Source organism: Pseudomonas sp. 6D_7.1_Bac1 (assembly GCF_025465945.1).
Taxonomy (GTDB): Bacteria; Pseudomonadota; Gammaproteobacteria; order Pseudomonadales; family Pseudomonadaceae; genus Aquipseudomonas.
This window is the reverse complement of record NZ_JANLNW010000019.1, coordinates 41,072-57,121: the sequence shown is the minus strand read 5'-3', so window position 1 is coordinate 57,121 and position 16,050 is coordinate 41,072. Positions and strand designations below refer to the sequence as shown.

General features: G+C 54.0%; 20 protein-coding genes. 9 read left to right on the top strand and 11 right to left on the bottom strand.

Translation table 11 applies throughout. The annotated features are described in order from the left end of the window. The 5 genes from sctE to NTD87_RS05060 form a co-directional block, all read right to left on the bottom strand. The gene (gene sctE / locus NTD87_RS05080; RefSeq protein ID WP_262112316.1) at positions 1-1,473 is read right to left on the bottom strand and encodes a type III secretion system translocon subunit SctE; all 1,473 of its coding nucleotides are present in this window, start codon (positions 1,471-1,473) and stop codon (positions 1-3) included. Between the two features lie 14 nt (positions 1,474-1,487). Beyond that, positions 1,488-2,054 (bottom strand): SycD/LcrH family type III secretion system chaperone, encoded by a 567-nt coding sequence (locus tag NTD87_RS05075; protein ID WP_262112313.1) that lies wholly within the window; start codon positions 2,052-2,054, stop codon positions 1,488-1,490. Between the two features lie 52 nt (positions 2,055-2,106). Continuing rightward, complete coding sequence (locus tag NTD87_RS05070; protein WP_262112311.1) at positions 2,107-2,658, bottom strand: hypothetical protein; 552 nt, start codon at positions 2,656-2,658, stop codon at positions 2,107-2,109. Between the two features lie 19 nt (positions 2,659-2,677). Further along, on the bottom strand, positions 2,678-3,037 hold the full coding sequence (locus NTD87_RS05065) for a hypothetical protein (RefSeq protein WP_262112309.1): 360 nt from the start codon (positions 3,035-3,037) through the stop codon (positions 2,678-2,680). Between the two features lie 126 nt (positions 3,038-3,163). Next, positions 3,164-3,949, bottom strand: coding sequence for a hypothetical protein (locus NTD87_RS05060; RefSeq protein ID WP_262112307.1), 786 nt, complete (start codon positions 3,947-3,949; stop codon positions 3,164-3,166). A 376-nt stretch (positions 3,950-4,325) separates the two neighbouring features. Between NTD87_RS05060 and NTD87_RS05055 the strand changes: the two genes are divergently transcribed. Genes NTD87_RS05055 through sctW form a run of 8 tightly spaced genes read left to right on the top strand, consistent with a single transcriptional unit; the run spans position 4,326 to position 8,992 of the window. Then, the gene (locus NTD87_RS05055; protein WP_262112305.1) at positions 4,326-5,048 is read left to right on the top strand and encodes a helix-turn-helix transcriptional regulator; all 723 of its coding nucleotides are present in this window, start codon (positions 4,326-4,328) and stop codon (positions 5,046-5,048) included. Between the two features lie 6 nt (positions 5,049-5,054). After that, the gene (gene sctF, locus NTD87_RS05050; RefSeq protein ID WP_217857793.1) at positions 5,055-5,270 is read left to right on the top strand and encodes a type III secretion system needle filament subunit SctF; all 216 of its coding nucleotides are present in this window, start codon (positions 5,055-5,057) and stop codon (positions 5,268-5,270) included. Next, the gene (locus NTD87_RS05045) at positions 5,267-5,575 is read left to right on the top strand and encodes an EscG/YscG/SsaH family type III secretion system needle protein co-chaperone (protein ID WP_262112304.1); all 309 of its coding nucleotides are present in this window, start codon (positions 5,267-5,269) and stop codon (positions 5,573-5,575) included. The genes sctF and NTD87_RS05045 overlap by 4 nt, the downstream gene beginning before the upstream one ends. An 8-nt stretch (positions 5,576-5,583) precedes the next feature. Then, positions 5,584-5,916, top strand: a complete 333-nt coding sequence (sctI, locus tag NTD87_RS05040; RefSeq protein ID WP_262112302.1) for a type III secretion system inner rod subunit SctI — start codon at positions 5,584-5,586, stop codon at positions 5,914-5,916. Further along, positions 5,913-6,653 carry a type III secretion system inner membrane ring lipoprotein SctJ gene (gene sctJ, locus NTD87_RS05035; protein ID WP_262112301.1) on the top strand — a complete coding sequence of 247 codons (741 nt, stop codon included), beginning with the start codon at positions 5,913-5,915 and terminating at the stop codon, positions 6,651-6,653. The genes sctI and sctJ overlap by 4 nt, the downstream gene beginning before the upstream one ends. Further along, on the top strand, positions 6,650-7,240 hold the full coding sequence (locus NTD87_RS05030) for a type III secretion system domain-containing protein (RefSeq protein WP_262112299.1): 591 nt from the start codon (positions 6,650-6,652) through the stop codon (positions 7,238-7,240). Before sctJ ends, NTD87_RS05030 begins: the two co-directional genes overlap by 4 nt. After that, positions 7,237-8,007 (top strand): hypothetical protein, encoded by a 771-nt coding sequence (locus NTD87_RS05025; protein ID WP_262112297.1) that lies wholly within the window; start codon positions 7,237-7,239, stop codon positions 8,005-8,007. The genes NTD87_RS05030 and NTD87_RS05025 overlap by 4 nt, the downstream gene beginning before the upstream one ends. Next, the gene (gene sctW, locus NTD87_RS05020) at positions 7,895-8,992 is read left to right on the top strand and encodes a type III secretion system gatekeeper subunit SctW (protein WP_262112295.1); all 1,098 of its coding nucleotides are present in this window, start codon (positions 7,895-7,897) and stop codon (positions 8,990-8,992) included. The genes NTD87_RS05025 and sctW overlap by 113 nt, the downstream gene beginning before the upstream one ends. 110 nt (positions 8,993-9,102) lie before the next feature. On the opposite strand, the gene NTD87_RS05015 is transcribed toward sctW, so the two are convergent. The 6 genes from NTD87_RS05015 to NTD87_RS04990 form a co-directional block, all read right to left on the bottom strand. Continuing rightward, the gene (locus NTD87_RS05015; protein WP_262112293.1) at positions 9,103-10,233 is read right to left on the bottom strand and encodes a CyaA/EF/ExoY family adenylyl cyclase toxin; all 1,131 of its coding nucleotides are present in this window, start codon (positions 10,231-10,233) and stop codon (positions 9,103-9,105) included. A gap of 207 nt (positions 10,234-10,440) precedes the next feature. After that, complete coding sequence (locus NTD87_RS05010) at positions 10,441-11,643, bottom strand: CyaA/EF/ExoY family adenylyl cyclase toxin (RefSeq protein ID WP_262112291.1); 1,203 nt, start codon at positions 11,641-11,643, stop codon at positions 10,441-10,443. 252 nt (positions 11,644-11,895) lie between these two features. Continuing rightward, complete coding sequence (locus tag NTD87_RS05005) at positions 11,896-12,120, bottom strand: EscE/YscE/SsaE family type III secretion system needle protein co-chaperone (RefSeq protein ID WP_262112289.1); 225 nt, start codon at positions 12,118-12,120, stop codon at positions 11,896-11,898. Between the two features lie 26 nt (positions 12,121-12,146). Further along, complete coding sequence (gene sctD, locus NTD87_RS05000; protein ID WP_262112287.1) at positions 12,147-13,367, bottom strand: type III secretion system inner membrane ring subunit SctD; 1,221 nt, start codon at positions 13,365-13,367, stop codon at positions 12,147-12,149. Between the two features lie 7 nt (positions 13,368-13,374). Beyond that, complete coding sequence (locus NTD87_RS04995; protein WP_262112285.1) at positions 13,375-14,844, bottom strand: EscC/YscC/HrcC family type III secretion system outer membrane ring protein; 1,470 nt, start codon at positions 14,842-14,844, stop codon at positions 13,375-13,377. Between the two features lie 32 nt (positions 14,845-14,876). Next, entirely contained in the window at positions 14,877-15,272 is a 396-nt protein-coding gene (locus NTD87_RS04990; protein WP_262112283.1) for a hypothetical protein, read from the bottom strand. 123 nt (positions 15,273-15,395) lie between these two features. Between NTD87_RS04990 and NTD87_RS04985 the strand changes: the two genes are divergently transcribed. Then, complete coding sequence (locus NTD87_RS04985; protein WP_262112282.1) at positions 15,396-16,046, top strand: two component system response regulator; 651 nt, start codon at positions 15,396-15,398, stop codon at positions 16,044-16,046. Positions 16,047-16,050 lie beyond the last annotated feature (4 nt).

The window sequence follows — 16,050 nt, the reverse complement described above, 5'->3', positions numbered from 1 at the left end:
TCAAACCATTGCCGAGGCGATCTGGACCTGCACCGCTCCGGCTTGAGCCATTACCTTGCTACCCTCTTGAACCGCTTGTCCCTGACCCTCAATCAATTCGCCCATGCGCTTCATGGCGGCATCTTTCTCCTCTTTATAGAAAGCGAAAAACGACTGCAGCCATTGCTGATCGAGAATTAACTGGCTGATCTCTTTCTGTAATCTGGCGCGATCCACAGCCAGTGCTCCGGAGGTGATCTGACTGGCCCCGGCGACAGCCCCACGCGTGATATTGACCGCAGCGTAAGTCGAGGCCTTGAGCGCAACCCGCATTACTTCGCGATTGATCTCTTTGGTCACCGCCTTGGTCACTTCCTTGGCGGTCATTTCAACGCCCTTGTCGATCGCGCCGTGGCCAACCTTCTTCACTGCTTTCGTCACGAGCTGTTCGATCGCTTCCTGGGAGAATTTTTCCAGCATTCGGTTTACACCGAGCTGCTGCACGGCTTTCTGTGCCGCTTCTTTACCCGCAGTCTTGGACGCCTCCAACGTCGCCTTGCCAAGACTCTGGGCGATCTGTCCCGAAACCTGCGACGCCACTTCCTTGCCGACCATCTTCGCCGTCTGATCGACCGCGCCCTTGCTACCGGCCTTGATCCCGGCGACCAGCGCTTGCTCGGCACCCTCCTTCATTACAGTGCCCGCCACTTTAGGGATCACCTTGGTCACCAACATATTGCGCGCAGCGCTCGTCACGTCGACGACGGCACCGGCGATCTCAAAACTCAGCTGGACGGTTCCCGCCACATCGGCGACCGCCTTGTATTTCTCGGCGTTGTCGGGGTCAATCAGCGCCAGGGTATTGGCTGTCGCCTTGACGACACCGGCAACCCCTGCCAACAGATCCATGGCGCCGCCGGCAACCTGCATGACATTGCCTGTCAGTGCGCCCCCGACGATTTTTGCAATGCCCGAAACGACTTCGACGGCGGCAATGATCCAATCAAAGATCACCCCGAATATGCCGGCCTTCTTGGCTTTATCTTGTTGCTCGATGGCTTTGTCCATCTGCTCGCGAAAATCGACAATTTCTTGCTGGCGAATTTTTTCCTGCTTGTCGGTCATGATCGCCATGGCTTTGGACTTCGCCACGGCGGTACTTCCCAGGATCTCGCTGGAAAGCAGCGTCGACGCCAGCATGATCGAATCCATAGGGATTTTTTCGATGTCTTTCAGGCTGACCGAAGCGCCGTTTTCACCCTTCACTTCGACGTTCGCAAAGATCCGGTCCAGGGCCTTCATTGCTTCAAGTTGCGAGACCAGCAGCTTCGCTGCGGGCGGTGTGTTCACCCGCGAATGCTGCTGACTCAAAGCATCGCCGAACACATTCGAGGTACCACGCAAAACACTGGCGCTACCGCGTACCTCACTGGCAGATCTTTTTGGGTCCAGCGCGAGCAATGATTCGGTTTGTGTCGCGGCCTGTGGGCGCATATTCAACGTAACGGTCATGCTGACACCTCCACCGCGCAATGCGCGAGCAGCTGTGCCGCACTGCGTTGAATCGTCTCGTGCTCAGGATTCTGATTGCACCATTTGATCGCCGCATTGAAGGCTTTGCGGGCAAACTCGGTATTGCCGATCACGCTATGACTGATCCCTGCGAAATACGCTGAACGGGGATCGTCGACCTTGATCATGCCTGCACGACCAAAGCTTACGACAGCCTCCTCGTGCAGCCCCAGACGCTGATGGCACAAGCCCAAAGCCAACCAGCAGTCAAAGTTCCAGTGATCAATACGGACCAGCATGTAATAAACATTACGTGCGCCCTCTATTTCACCGGCATCGAACAGCTGTGTCGCATAGGCATACAGCTGATCGATGTCGTTTTGTTTGATATCCGCCAACATGCGAATGGAACCACCGCGTGCGAAGAAGTGCTGTAGCACCTCGTGGTCGTCCTGACCGACGCTGGAAACAGGTTGTGTCATGATGACTCCTTGCAATAACTGCCGATTTACCTGCCCTCCCCGGTCCAGTACTACCGCTACAGATACCGGTGGAAAGCTCATCAGTCGTTGCTGGCCGGAACACTGCAACCTGTCCGGCCAGCGCAGTATCCGATCAGCGGATGGCCGAAGCGGTACCCTTGGTCATTTCCGCCAGCATGCTCTGCATGCTTTGCGTCAATTGGTTGGAGGTGCTGTAGTTCTGCATCACTTGCTGCAACTTCAGCTGGCTCTGTTGGTTGAAGTCCGTCGCACGACCTGCCACCGTTTCAAGCGAAGACTTGACCATCATCAAGTCGCCTTTATCGAGTGTTTTGCCCTTCGCGCTCATGAACTCATCAATGGTCTTGCCATCGACCAGAATGTTGTTGGCTTTCATATACTCAATGGCCCCGGCCGGCAGTTCCTTCTTGTCTTCCGGTTTTGTCAGATTGGCCATGACGCCTTCGACCAGGTTGGCCTTGTCTTGCGCATCACGGGCGATTTCGGACTTCTTGTTCATCTGCACGAACAGTTCGTTGCCCGACTGAGTGAGCTGCAACATGATGTTCTGCATGGTCTGCAGACCGTTACTGAACATCGATTGCGAATTCACCACGGTCTGCGGTGTTGGGCGCGCAGCCTCAAGAGGGCTGATCGAAGCGGACGGGGCGACAGAAATACTCATAATTGACTCTCCAGAGGGTTCAGACAAAGGCGCGGTTGAACTTTTTCACCGCATTTTTTTTTGGCGTGGGTACGCCGTTTCCTGCTACTTCGTTATGGGCAAGGGACAGCGAACGCAGTTGTTCCCCAACCTTTTTCAAACTCATTTCAGATATCGCAAACTTCTCGACGATTTGACGTTGCGCTTGGTTGCCATCACGGGCCATAAAATCATTGAGCTTCTGTAACTTCTTTTTTGCCACCGAATCAAAGTCCGCACTTTGTTCAAGCACAGAGATCTCAGACTGCAACATCTCAAACTCCTTCGCCTGGTGCGTAAACACTGCTTTACTTTTATTAAGTTCGACAAGCATGCTTTTCAGCTTCTCAAGCTCTCCCACAGACTCCTCCTTTCTACAGGGCAAGGTGATAATAATCAGCCACTCTCATTGATGCTTACTAAAGCCAGCGGTGCTTTACTTTTTCGCCTCCACCGCCCAGCTATAACTGCCCCCCCGCACACACTATTAGCGGATGGCAGAAGCAGTACCTTTGGTCATTTCAGCCAACATGCTCTGCATGCTTTGTGTCAATTGATTGGAGGTACTGTAGTTCTGCATCACTTGTTGTAACTTCAGCTGGCTCTGCTGATTGAAATCTGTTGCACGACCCGCTACCGTTTCAAGTGAAGACTTCACCATCATCAGATCGCCTTTATCAAAGTTCATCGAATCCGCAAGCGCCTGGCGAAGCGTATTCATATGCTCGACACTGACCTTCTGACCGCTGGTATTACCCACTTCCGGTAAACTCCAGACATAGTCGGTGGCCTTCTGCCCCTCGACTTTTATGTCGTTATCGTCCATGTATTGCAGTACTTCTTGCCAGGAGCCAGTCTGCATTCCATCAGACCCAACAGCAGCGATCTTGCCGGCCAACGTATCCAGACTCGCCTGCGCCCCGGCCTTCGCGGCAACAAACTCATCAATGGTCTTGCCGTCGACCAGAATATTGTTGGCCCGCATATACACGACCGCACTTTCAGGCAACGCCAGCGTGTCCGTTGGTTTCTTCAGATTGGCCATAACGCCTTCGATCAGGTTGGCCTTGTCTTGCGCATCACGGGCGATTTCGGACTTCTTGTTCATCTGCACGAACAGTTCGTTGCCCGACTGAGTGAGCTGCAACATAATGTTCTGCATGGTCTGAAGTCCGTTACTGAACATCGATTGCGAATTCACCACGGTCTGCGGTGTTGGGCGCGCAGCCTCAAGAGGACTGATTGAAGCGGACGGTGTTACAGACATATTCATATATGGACTCTCCATGGGTATCAAACACAGGTATGGCTGAAGACATCGGCGCCGTATCCATTAATGAAAAACAGCATCTATATCGCTAGGCCAAACCTGACTCATCGCCACGAATAGAGTACTTCTTAACTACAACTTCTTTACGCGGCGACCATCCAATAGTACGGAACCGCCCAGCCCACCCTTCTGAAATCCTGCCAAACATTCCAGTTTTGACTGAACACTCACTGCTCACTCGCACCTTACATATTTACTCAATGCCTATCGAAATCCGCCCAGCACCCTCATCTTTCAGGTGAACACCGGATGCATATTTCTCGGGCGACGCGTAACCATGGGCGCAACTAAAGCAGTTACTGATAACCAGGGAGGACCGATGCAAGCAGTGCGACTTTTATTCGGTAAGTACGGTGGCAAGGTGCATGTTGACGGCAAAGTACAGGTCATTGCGCCTAACTCTGTCGTCGTGGCACACAGCGACGCTGTCCCCTGCAACACGGGCAGCGATATTCAATACTTCGACTTCTACCCCGCCGATTTCCAACGGTTATATGCCGATGTTGTGGACCTGCTTGGCACACCCCACCGCGCGTTATTCTGGCGCGACCCCATCAGAATGGTGAAGGCACAAGCCGAGGTCATCAGTGTGCTTGAGCTGCTCGCCAGGGGCGCGCCCGACACGCTCTTGCGCTTTGCCTACATCTATTGCCTGGGGGTCGATCGGCGCTACTTCTCGGCACTGCTCCAGCACATCATGACCGGCGATGAGCCCTTCTTTGAATTTATCGAAACGCACTCGCTGAATCAGTGGTCGGTCGCCCGGTATGCGCAGGAGTTCGACATGCCGCTGCGCAAGTTCAATCTTCTGTTCCAGGAAAAATACGGCCTTTCCGCGAAACGCTGGCTGCTTGAGCGGCGGCTGACCCATGCCCGCGAACTGCTGCTGTCGACGCCCATGCGCATACTCGATATCGCCCTCGAATGCGGCTTTTCCAATCACGGGCACTTCACTGAAAGTTTTCGCAAGCGTTTTCTCTGCAACCCCACCCAATTCCGCATCCAGACAAATCTCATCAGCACAACCAGCGACGCAGGGTAATCGGCCATGGATATCGAAACCGTCAATAACCAGCTCTCACAGATGGTCGAGAAAGCCGGCAATGACGTTCAGTCAAAGATGACTGCTGCCGACATGAACGATCCGGTGCGCATGCTCCAGGCGCAATTTGCGATTCAGCAGTACTCCACCTTCGTCACCTATCAAAGTGCCGTGATGAAAGCCGTCAAGGACATGCTGTCGGGGATCATTCAGAAAATATGAACACGCTTGACACCGATATTTGTCGCCTGATCAGTGAGACCAGCCTGGCGGCGGTCAACCACGGTTTTATCGAGCAGGTCGAGACTATCCGTACAGCGCTCCCCTACCTGATCAAAGATTCAGGAGATCGGCAGATTCTCGAAGCCGCCTTATTGATCGGGCTCAAACAAGTGGATGACGCACTGAAACTGCTGGCCAACAACTCGTCAGACGAAGCAAACACGCTGCGTCGTTTGATCGAAAGCGATCCCGTTCGCCGCTGCCCGTCGCCTGTACAGGCTTACACGCACCCATTACTTGGATAAAAAATCAAATGGAAATCGAAGCCACCCGCATGACTGCAATGCAAGCATCCGCCGATTCCGTGCCTCCCGTCGTCGCTCCGGCTGACATCGAGGCCTTCACCCAAGCGCTATTCGGCCATACAGCAAAAACCCCTGAGGCGTTTGCGCTAACCAACCTGCAAGAAAAATCTCAAGACGTGGATAGCAGCATCGCCAATGCGCGCGAAAGCGTGCTTGATAGCCCGTTAAAGATGCTCTCCGCACAATCGAACATGCTGCACTCCATCGTTGAGGTCGACCTGATCGCAAAGACCGCCGGAGCCCTTGCCCAAGGCGTCAATAAGCTGGTGAGCATGCAATGACCAAACGCCTGTTACGTTTTGGCTGCATCTGTATGTTCGCGTTGATGTTGGCCGGTTGCAAAATCGATCTGTATAGCGAGCTGTCCGAAGCCGAAGCCAATCAGATGCTGGCCATGCTGCTGCTACGCAATATCGATGCGCAAAAGGAGGTCGCAAAAGGTGGACTTGTCACGATCAAGGTCGACAAGGGGCAGTTCGTCAATGCGGTCGAGCTTTTGCGACAAAATGGCTTGCCACGAAAAAAAGTGGCAACGATGGAGGATTTGTTTCCCTCTGGTCAATTGGTGACCTCACCGGCCCAGGAGCACGCGAAGATCACCTACCTGAAAGAACAACAGTTGGAAAAAATGTTGCGGGCAATGGACGGCGTCATCATTGCACAGGTATCGATTGGCGAAGGCATCAGTCAGAACCCGCGCGAAACACCTAAACCCTCGGCCTCGGTGTTCATCAAATACAGCCCCGAACGCAACTTGCTCAACCGCGAAACGGACATAAAAAGCCTGATCTACAACAGCGTGCCGAACTTGCGGGCCGAGAACATCAGCATCGTGCTGCAGGCTGCCGACTATCGCTATCAATCCCTTTCCGAACCGGACATGGCGGTTGGGGATCAGAGCGACAGGTGGGCGTGGCTCGCACAAAACCGTCTGTTGCTCGCTTTGTCCTTGGGCGCTTTGGCCGTACTTGCCGCAATGATGTTATACGGTCGACTGCTCAGGTCTGACCAGCGATGACAGTGACATCAATATCCAATTCCGTGCAGCGCTTGCACCAACTCGGCTGGCAACCCGGGGCGTGGATGCACGACGATTGGTGGACTCAGCGTGAGCTCGCCCAATGGCAGACCAGCTATCAACGCTACCCGGCTTGTCGGCCGGGCATCGACAAGTTGATTCTCCAACACCATGGCTTCGAATTGGCAGCGCTACCCGGCGCCCTCAATACGCAGCAACAAGTCCTGCTCTCGCTGGAACCACGCTTTACCCAACTGATCATCGCGCTCGGGGTGATTGCACTGAACTGCCCCGACCACTTACTGATGAAAGCCTGCCGTCAGGCACTTATGCCGCATATTGACGAACGCGATTGCGACCAACTGCTGGCGTTGCACCACGGCTGGAGTCGCAGCGAACACGCCGTGCCGGCCGATACGCTAACCAACACCGCACTCGGCATCGGCACGCGCTGGTGGCTTCGAGACGCCAGCGATTGCCCGGTGAGTCGCATGCTGGCCATGCAGTTACCTCGTATCACTGATAAAGCCATCGCAATACCTGAAAACGCAGTCAACGGGTTGATCAGAATAGGACGATTCCTATGAGCGCCCTGAATATCCCATGCGTTTATCTTTCCGGTGCCACACCCCATAGCGCGATCATTCCTGCCGTTGAACTGGCGGACTACTTCAACACCACCTCAATGCTTGTCAAAGCCCGCGAAGAGGCCGAGGCAATACGGCAACAAGCCCGTGCAAGCCTGGCCGACGCTCAGCGCGATGCTCAACAGATCCGCGACGAAGCACATCATCAAGGCCTTGCCGATGCCGCCAGCGAACTCGCTTCGCTGCGTACGACACTCATCGATGAAACGCTGGAATGGCTTGTCGCAGAAACTGAACTCGAAACCACGATAGCCCAGCACCTCGATACACGTCTGCGTGTTCTTGTCGGTGCGGTACTGGAGGAGTTCATCGGTGAACAAGACGCCACCGAGCTGATTATTCGTCGGGTGCAACAACGGCTCATGCATTTTCTCAGCGATGAGGCCATCACATTACGCGTTTCAACGTCGAGTGAAACGACAGCGAAAGATACCTTTTCCTCTTACAGCCAGGTTCGTGTGATCACTGACAGCGCTCTGAAAAACACTCAAGCGCTGCTGGAGACGCACCTTTTCACTCTGCAAATTGATCTGGATCTCCATCTTCAATCACTCCTGTCGCGCTTAAGGCAGGCCAGCCGCGAGGAACTCACTGATGATCAACAAGACCGACTCCGCAAGTCTCAAGCCAGCGCTGGCGATTCAAAATACGCCACAACGGCCACCGACCAGCGCAACGCAAATTTTCCCCTCGCAATCAGCCATTGAACTAGCGCGCGACGAACTCGACATGCAGACGGGTGGCTTCGAGTTCTTGCCCGTCGACAGGGTAGAAGACGCACTGGCCGAAACCCTGGAGAATATGGGCTTTGCGCTGGGCTCACGACAGCGCGCTGCCGGACGTGGGACGAGCGACGGAAAAGCCGAACGCCCACGCTCACGCTCGATGCTGCAACAATTGGTCAAACACATCACGGCAACGGCCTCGACCCAACTTGACGATCTACATAAGCGCGCCTCAGGCATCGATGAGGCATCCGATCTCATGGAGGCCATGCGCGAAGGCGGTCTCGATGCCGGTGAAATGGCCTTGCTGCTGGCCCATCTGCTGGCGGGCAAGAACCTCTCCGGCGCACGTCGCAAGCGCCTGGACGACGCCTTGTCGGCAGTGATGGCCGATGATGAATGGACGTTACAACTCTTCTCCCGGCTGGAGTTTGGCGCAACCGGCAAAAGCAGTTTCGCCGAGCTCAAACACCTGTACCAGCGTGCGACGTCGCGGCGTACTCGTCTGGTGCAATGGTTCGAGGAATTTCGCCATCTGCAGGATCGCAAACGCAAGCTGAAAACACTGATTCGCGCATTAGCCTTCGAACTTTCGGCTGAAGGACCGGCGATGGACACCCAGCTTGCGGCCGTCATTACCGACCTGAAACGGATCATGATGTTTCTCGGGATGGAGGATCATTGTCAGCGCGTCGCACAAACGCTACACATCGATGGCCTGGACGGCGACGCTGTCATCGAAACCTTGCTGGAGATCGCCCAGCAGTCCTGGATGCAAGCCGACTGGATCGAGCAGCGAACCGCCCGGCAGGTTCCCGACGAGACGTTGCACTACGCGTATGTGCGGCAAATGGGGGAGTTGGTCAAATTAATGACCGATGACTGTTTCGAGGATGACGAGCAGCGGAAAATGATTTCGAACGCGTTTGCCGAGTACCAGGAAAAGCTCTCGGACCAAGGCGTATGACAAACAGCGGACTTACCACGGGTAAGTCCGTAACACGTTGCCATATGAGGTTTCAATCGGGCATGGCAACGATGATAGGTGAAGGGCATCTGGTTTCTCGGTAAACGCTGTCAGACGCGCTTGAAGTTATTTTTAAAGTTCTCCTTCTCATCGGTGAAAGAAGAACGAACGACATCGGCAAGTCCTCCCTCCCACAGTGGATTCAATGGCACGTGATAACCACTGTCCTTCGCCTGCTGAATAAACTTGAGCATTTGTTCTTGGTTTTCGATGACTGTGATTTCATTGTAGATGCCGAGTTTGGTCGGCAATGCAAAAGTGGCTGGGTAGTTTGCCGCATCTTCGGTGACTGGGTTACTGGTATCCGTAGCATGATGCACCACCGCCGGTGCGCCCTCACCGACCATGGCTTTGTTAAGTATCGGGATCATCTTTTCATCGCGCCGCGAAGCGTTGCCAATTTTTTTATCCGCGTTGTCATAAAAACCCACTTCACTTGTATAGTCGCCTTTTACCTCGCCCTTATCGTTCTCATATTTCATTTCACTCAACAGCTTTTCCTTGCTGGAGTCACTATAATCCGCGGTGCGCTTCGTAAACTCGCCGTGGGTCACATCCGGAATGGGGTAAACATCCTCCGGTCCCATATCACTGATGTGAGGGGCAATGACATATAAGTCATAGTCAGCCGTGATGGCTTTGCCACCGGGTTCGGCCGCGAGAACCTGAATCGGTTTGCCATGACTGCTGATAGCAAACTTGCCATCTTCCTGCCGTGTTGCTTCGAAGTTATAAATGGTGCCACTGGGGCTGGGCGCATTGAATTTGATCACCCCAGAAATATTTTCGAGCGTACGATCCGTGAGTTTTTCAGACGCCAGCAGGTAATCCAGACGCGCCATCGAAATAGTCAGCGGCACTGAAAATATAGTTTTATTATCGATGCACCCTTCGGTTTTTTTACTGAACGCCTTAACCCGCTCTGTCTGACCTTCCAGTTTGCTGTAAGTCTGATCGACACAAATCGTACCCGCCTGCGGCCCCCAGGAAGCACTCTTGCCTTTGATACTCATGTCTTTGGTCGAGTGCCCTTCTTCGATCAACCCGGTGGCGAGCGGATCGACTGGACGAATTCCGATAATACAGTTGTATTCTTTTGCAACGCCCTGCAAGGGTTCCAGGTGTTTGGTGACAATACCGGTTTTTTCTTTGACGCTCTCGACGACTTCTTTGAGTGTCATGGACGTTTTATTAGTCAGGACCGCAGCGCTGCTATTGTCGCGTTCCGTCTTGGCTAAGGACTCGAGACTTACAGCACAGGGATTAATATTAGCCCGTGATAATTCGATCATATGTAACCTTCTGCACGTTAGTTTATTGAGTCTTTTCAGGTGATTGCAAGTTATCTATTACGATCCAGCGGATCGTTGAACACCTTGGGCGGGCGTTCAGGCGCGATTGAACAGCGCCAGTGCGTTGCTAAAATCGGCACGTTTGATACCGGTAACTTCCGGCTCCCACAGTGGATTCAACGGGATGTGGTATCCGCCGTTTTTCGCTTCCTGGATCAACTCGGCCATCTCTTGTTTGTTTTCGATCACGCAGACTTCAGGGAATTTACCGAGCTTGATCGGCAACACAAACGTGGCCGGATAGTTGGCAGTGACATCAGCCGCCGGGCTACCCGAGTCTGCATTGTGATGTACCACTGGCTCACCATCACCGACCAGGGCCTGGTTGATAACCGGGATCATGGCGGTTATGCGGGCCGTAGCATTTCCGAGATGCTTATCCTCCTTATTATAAAAAACGCCGGGCTTATCGTAACTTTCGCGCAATGCTGGATTCAGGTTAGCCTTGGTCTTATCGCTATAGCCATCGATGCGTTCTTTGAACACACTGTGTGCAACATCCGGAACCGGAAGATTGTCTTGTGGACCCAGGTCACTCAGGTGCGGCCCAATCAGATGCAAGTCATAGTCGGCGGTCAACGCCTTGCCCCCCTCTTCTTTCGCCAGGACTTCAAGCGGTTTACCACCCTGAGTAATCACATACGTATCTCTGGCCACCTCTGGCTGGCGTGTGGCTTCAAATGTGTACACTTCACCGCTGGGTCCTTTCGCACTGAACTTGATCACACCCTGCTTGTCTTCAGGCTGCATATCGGTGATTTTATTACCCGCCAGTAACGTACCCATGCGCTCTCGCGTAATAGCCAGCGGCACGGCAACGGCATAGCCATCCTTGATGCACTGGCTGGTTTGCCCGCTAAATTTTTCGACCCGCCCCGGGTCGGACTTTATGCAATTTTCAAGTTTGCTGAAGGCCTGATCAACACAGATCATCCCCGCCTGCGGCCCCCAGTTGGAACTCTTGCCTTTAATATGAAAGTCCTTGGTCGGATGCCCATCTTCGATCAGACCGGTGGCGACTGTTTCAACTGGTCGAATTCCAATAATACAATTGTGCTCTTTCGCCACCCCCTGCAAGGGTTTCAAATGAGCGGCGACAATACCGGTCTTACCTTCGACTTCCGAAACAGCCACATCGACAGTCGACCGAACTTCATTCGCAGCGGCCACAGTTTCGACGTTGCCAAGAGTCGTCTTATCCAAAGAACCGACGTTGGGGCTCATTGACGAGCTGATCATATGTAATCTTCCATAAGGTAGTTAATCCAGACTTGCCAGACAACGTGGGGACGATGAACTGTCGCCGCTGGTGCCAAGACGTGATGCACTACGTCAGTGGCTCCCCACAGCTTCGCAAGTTTCAGCGTTAACGGCTTACGACTTTACCGGTTTTATAATGAATTCAATGACAGACGAAGATCGTCTCAGATGCGGAGAATTTATAATCGGATTAGTTCGCCACACCTCCAATGACAACCAGACAGCCTGTATTCAACGGGGGTGGTACCGACACCATAACGTTTCGATAACCTCTGCCGCACTGGCGCAGGCGCTCGCACACTGCTCCAGTGCCTGGTATTGGGCGGGTGCTTGCGGTAAACGCAATTGTTCGCGCAGTTGCTGTTCGGCCTGTCGCAGTTTATTCAGCGAGTTGTCGCGCAGCCTGCCCTGCGTATCGGCATGCAGCGCATCTTCCAGGTAGGTGATACGGGCCATTCGAGTTCCTATTTCAATCCTGCGGATTACAGATCGAGCGGCAGCGAGACCAGCTCCTGCCCTTTAAGTAAAGCAATCGCTGAGCGATTCAATGCATGAATCAGGTAGCCACTGGGCAATACACTGCCTTTTTGCAAACGCATACCGTTGGCCAGTTGAACGTAGGTAGAGTCAGCATTACCACCAATACTGACGATTGCCGAAGGTAAGAACTGACTGGCTGAGGGAGCCCCGGGTATGTTCTGGAAAGCAGCCAACAATCGTGGCGGGCCATCTTGATTGAAGGTTTTGATGACCTCTGCCACCGCCTGAATACGCTGGGGGTCGAGTTGTCCGCTCACCCGCAGGGTTTTATCTGAAGTAATGATGCTGAGGCCGTCCAGAAGATGGCGGGTGGTCAGCCTGGCGAGCAGACCATTGAACATTTCCGAGTGATCATTGACCACAGTCCAACCGCCCAACGCCGATATCGTCTGTAATTGCGCGCTGGCCTGTTGCCAGGCACGGTCGGCAACGATGGCACCGAGGATCACCACGTGATCCAGCATCTCGCCACTCCTTACCTCAACATCCCGATAACCGTTCAACGTCAGCACTGCAAGCACGCTTTGACGCAGGGTGTCGGCACACACACTTTCGTCGTGCACGTACAGCCCTTTTTCCCGCAAACGCAACCTCAACCCGTCGACACTCGGGGAAGACCGACACATGCCTTTAAGAACCAGCCCCCCTTGTGCGTCACGTATGACACTCAAGCCGGACAGTTCGGGGTTTTCCAGTTGCAGAGCAAGCCAGGCATCCAGATTGAACGTCGAAGCGGCTGGTGCCGGCTGCCAAAACACTAGCGCTACAGCGAACACAGCGACCACACCAATACCGCCCGCGCACCAGAGCGACCAACGAGACCTACGCTCAGCGCTTGGCGCCAAACGCACGGGCACTACTAAAGTCGGTAACTCATCGGTAGATGTGCCCAGGACAAAGGCCTGTCCGGCGACATCGATGACGCCCCCCAACGGCAGCGCTTGTTCCAAATCCCAGAAGCGACCCGCCACCCACACTGGCGTTGCCGATACCAACGTGATACCCGTGTCATCAATCGACAGGATCGCCTGAATGTCTTGTTCAAGGGACAGCGCAATATCCGGGTCCGTGCCCCCCAAGCGCAACTCTCCGGCCGGCAAGGCCAGCTCGCGACCACTTAACGGCCCATTCAGCCACTTTAACTTGTAAGTGCATTCCATCATCGGCCCATCAAGATTGATGCCAAGGATCGGCTTTGATCAAAAACAAGCGCACTGTCTGGCGATTAGTCTTCTGCGTCGTTCTAAACAGTCTGCCGAGCAGCGGAATATCACCCAGCAGGGGAATTTTGCGCACACTCTCACTTTCTTCGTCTTGAACGAAACCACCGAGCAGTAGGGCTTGTCCGGCTTTGAGTAACGCATGAGTCGATATTTCTGAATTCAGCGTTTGCGGCAAAGGTTCTGCCTGGCTGATAGGACTGGTCTGCCGACCATCCTGAATAATCAGTGTCAGCATGACCTCCTGTTGAGCCCCCTCACCGACCACCCGCGGTGTCACGCGCAGCAGAGAACCCGCCGATATGGACTCAAGTTTGGCGACGTTTTCAGCGACAAGCTTGGTGTAGAAAGTAATATTGCGGTCAAGCACCGCCTGCATATTGTTTAGCGTGACGACCGATGGACGCGACAATATCCGTGCTTTGGCATTTTGCTCCAGCGCACTGAGACGAACCATGAAGTTGCCAGTATTGGATATCACCGTGGAAAAGTTACCGGAGTCGAGCTCCCCGCCACTGTTGAAGCTGACCCCCGCACCACCAATGCGCGTTGATGCGGACCAGTCGACTCCCAGCGCACTCAGGTCTTGCGAGTTGACATCGATGATTGCCACCGAAATCTCGACCAGTTTTGGCTTGTGATCGAGCTGGGCAATCAAGTCCGAATAGAGCGGCAGGTTGATCTTCCGATCCCGCACGAGCACCGCATTTTGCCGAGGATCTGCGGAGAACATTGGCAGCGAACGATCACTCGACGGTTGCTCGCCCTGATTCTCCTTGAGCGGCAAGGTTCGCCCCTGAGCCATATCTTTCAACACTGAAACAATGCCCGGAATCACCACCTGCTGAGTACGGTAGGTGTACTGCGTATCGGCGGCGGCGGCGTATTTCAATGGAAAGAGCTCGACCACCTCCTGGTTCTGCTCGTGATTGAGTTTCTGTTGGTCGATACGTTCGGCCAGGCGCGCGACTCGCTCCAAACAGATCGGCACACCATGAACTTCCAGTGCGTTCGACGTCGGCACAGCACGCACCCGGCAATAACGACGATCCAGCACACCGGTGGCGCGTAACTGAGCAATCAGCGTTTGAACCGATAGATAAGCCGGTGTCAGCAGCTGGCTGCCAACCTCCTGCGCTTTGTAGACATAGATCGTTTGCCCGTCGTAGTACCAGGCGAGTTGATAAAGTTGCGCCAGATGTTCGAGTGCTTGCTCAGGCTCCATATCGCTCAGACTGCCGATGAAGGCTTCACCCACTAGCGGACTGACGACCACCGGCACCCGATAATTGGCCCCCAGATCGCGCAGTACGTCGGCAAGCTTAGTGCCGCGCGTGGTCAGGAAAAACGCGGGGCTCCCGTTAGTCGGGATTGCCCCTATTGTGCTGGTGGCAACTCCAAGCGCAATCAGGCCCACCATGCAACACCTGAGTACGCACGAGCTACGCGCCCTCACACCCAACGCCCCGCAACAGCGGTGTCTGTCGAGTCCTGTTGCTCCTCGCCCTGGGCTGCAAGCCAACGTGCAATCGTCAGTTGCTGATTGATCTGGGCTTGCAACTCAACAGATGCCAGATCGGACTCATAACGCCGCACCAGGAGCAACCGTTCACCTTCCAGCAGCAGGCTGTCGTCCAGACTGCCTGGCACTGATGCAAGCCACAGACTTAACTGAGCCAGCCATTGGTCATCAATCAACGGACGCTCAATGACGAGGGCAACGCAGAGTCCCTGCGGGTATTCCCAGCACCAGCCCGGCACACCGGACAGTGTGATCAGCCAACGCCCGCCCGAGCGCTCAAGGGTAGAAATCGATTCAAGAGCAGCCAGAGCAGTAGGAAATTTCATACGATCATCAGCAAAAAAGAATTACTCAATTCTGTCATCTATCGTACAAATCTGAATCCGGTAATGACCTGAACCCTATAAGCTTTTGCTACTCACCTCATACAAAAAAGCAGGCTTTCGACCATGTTTTTACACTCGCAGACAGCTCTAAGCCCTCAACGCATTTTGATCGTCGAAGATCATTATTTGTTGAGCTACGGCATCAAAAATCTATTGTCGGCGATGCCCGAGTATGAAGTAGTCGGTGAAATTGATGACGGTTTACAGGTCTATACAGCCTGCCAGCAACTGAGCCCCGACGTTGTTCTGATCGACCTGGGTTTACCCGGGATGGATGGGATCGACATTATCCGCCAGCTGAAACGGCGCAGGCCCGAACTGGTGATTGTGGTGATTACTGCGGATACTTCCGAACACCGCGCCCGCGATGCACTGGCTGCGGGTGCGCTCGGCTATATCCTGAAAAAGAGTTCGCAACAGATATTACTTGCCGGGTTGCAAACAGCACTGGCAGGCAAGATATTTCTCGACCCCGCATTAAACGAAGCACAGGTCAGGTCTGAACCGAGTGTCGGTGGTCAGACCAAGTTGACCACGCGCGAACGCCAGATACTCAAGCTGATCGCCGAAGGCGGGCGCAACCGCGATATAGCCGAAAAACTGACGATCACGATCAAGACCGTAGAAACTCATCGTCTGAACCTGATGCGCAAGCTCGATGCGCACAACATCGCGGAACTGGTCAATTGGGCAAGCCGCCTGGGTATCCACTAATGCC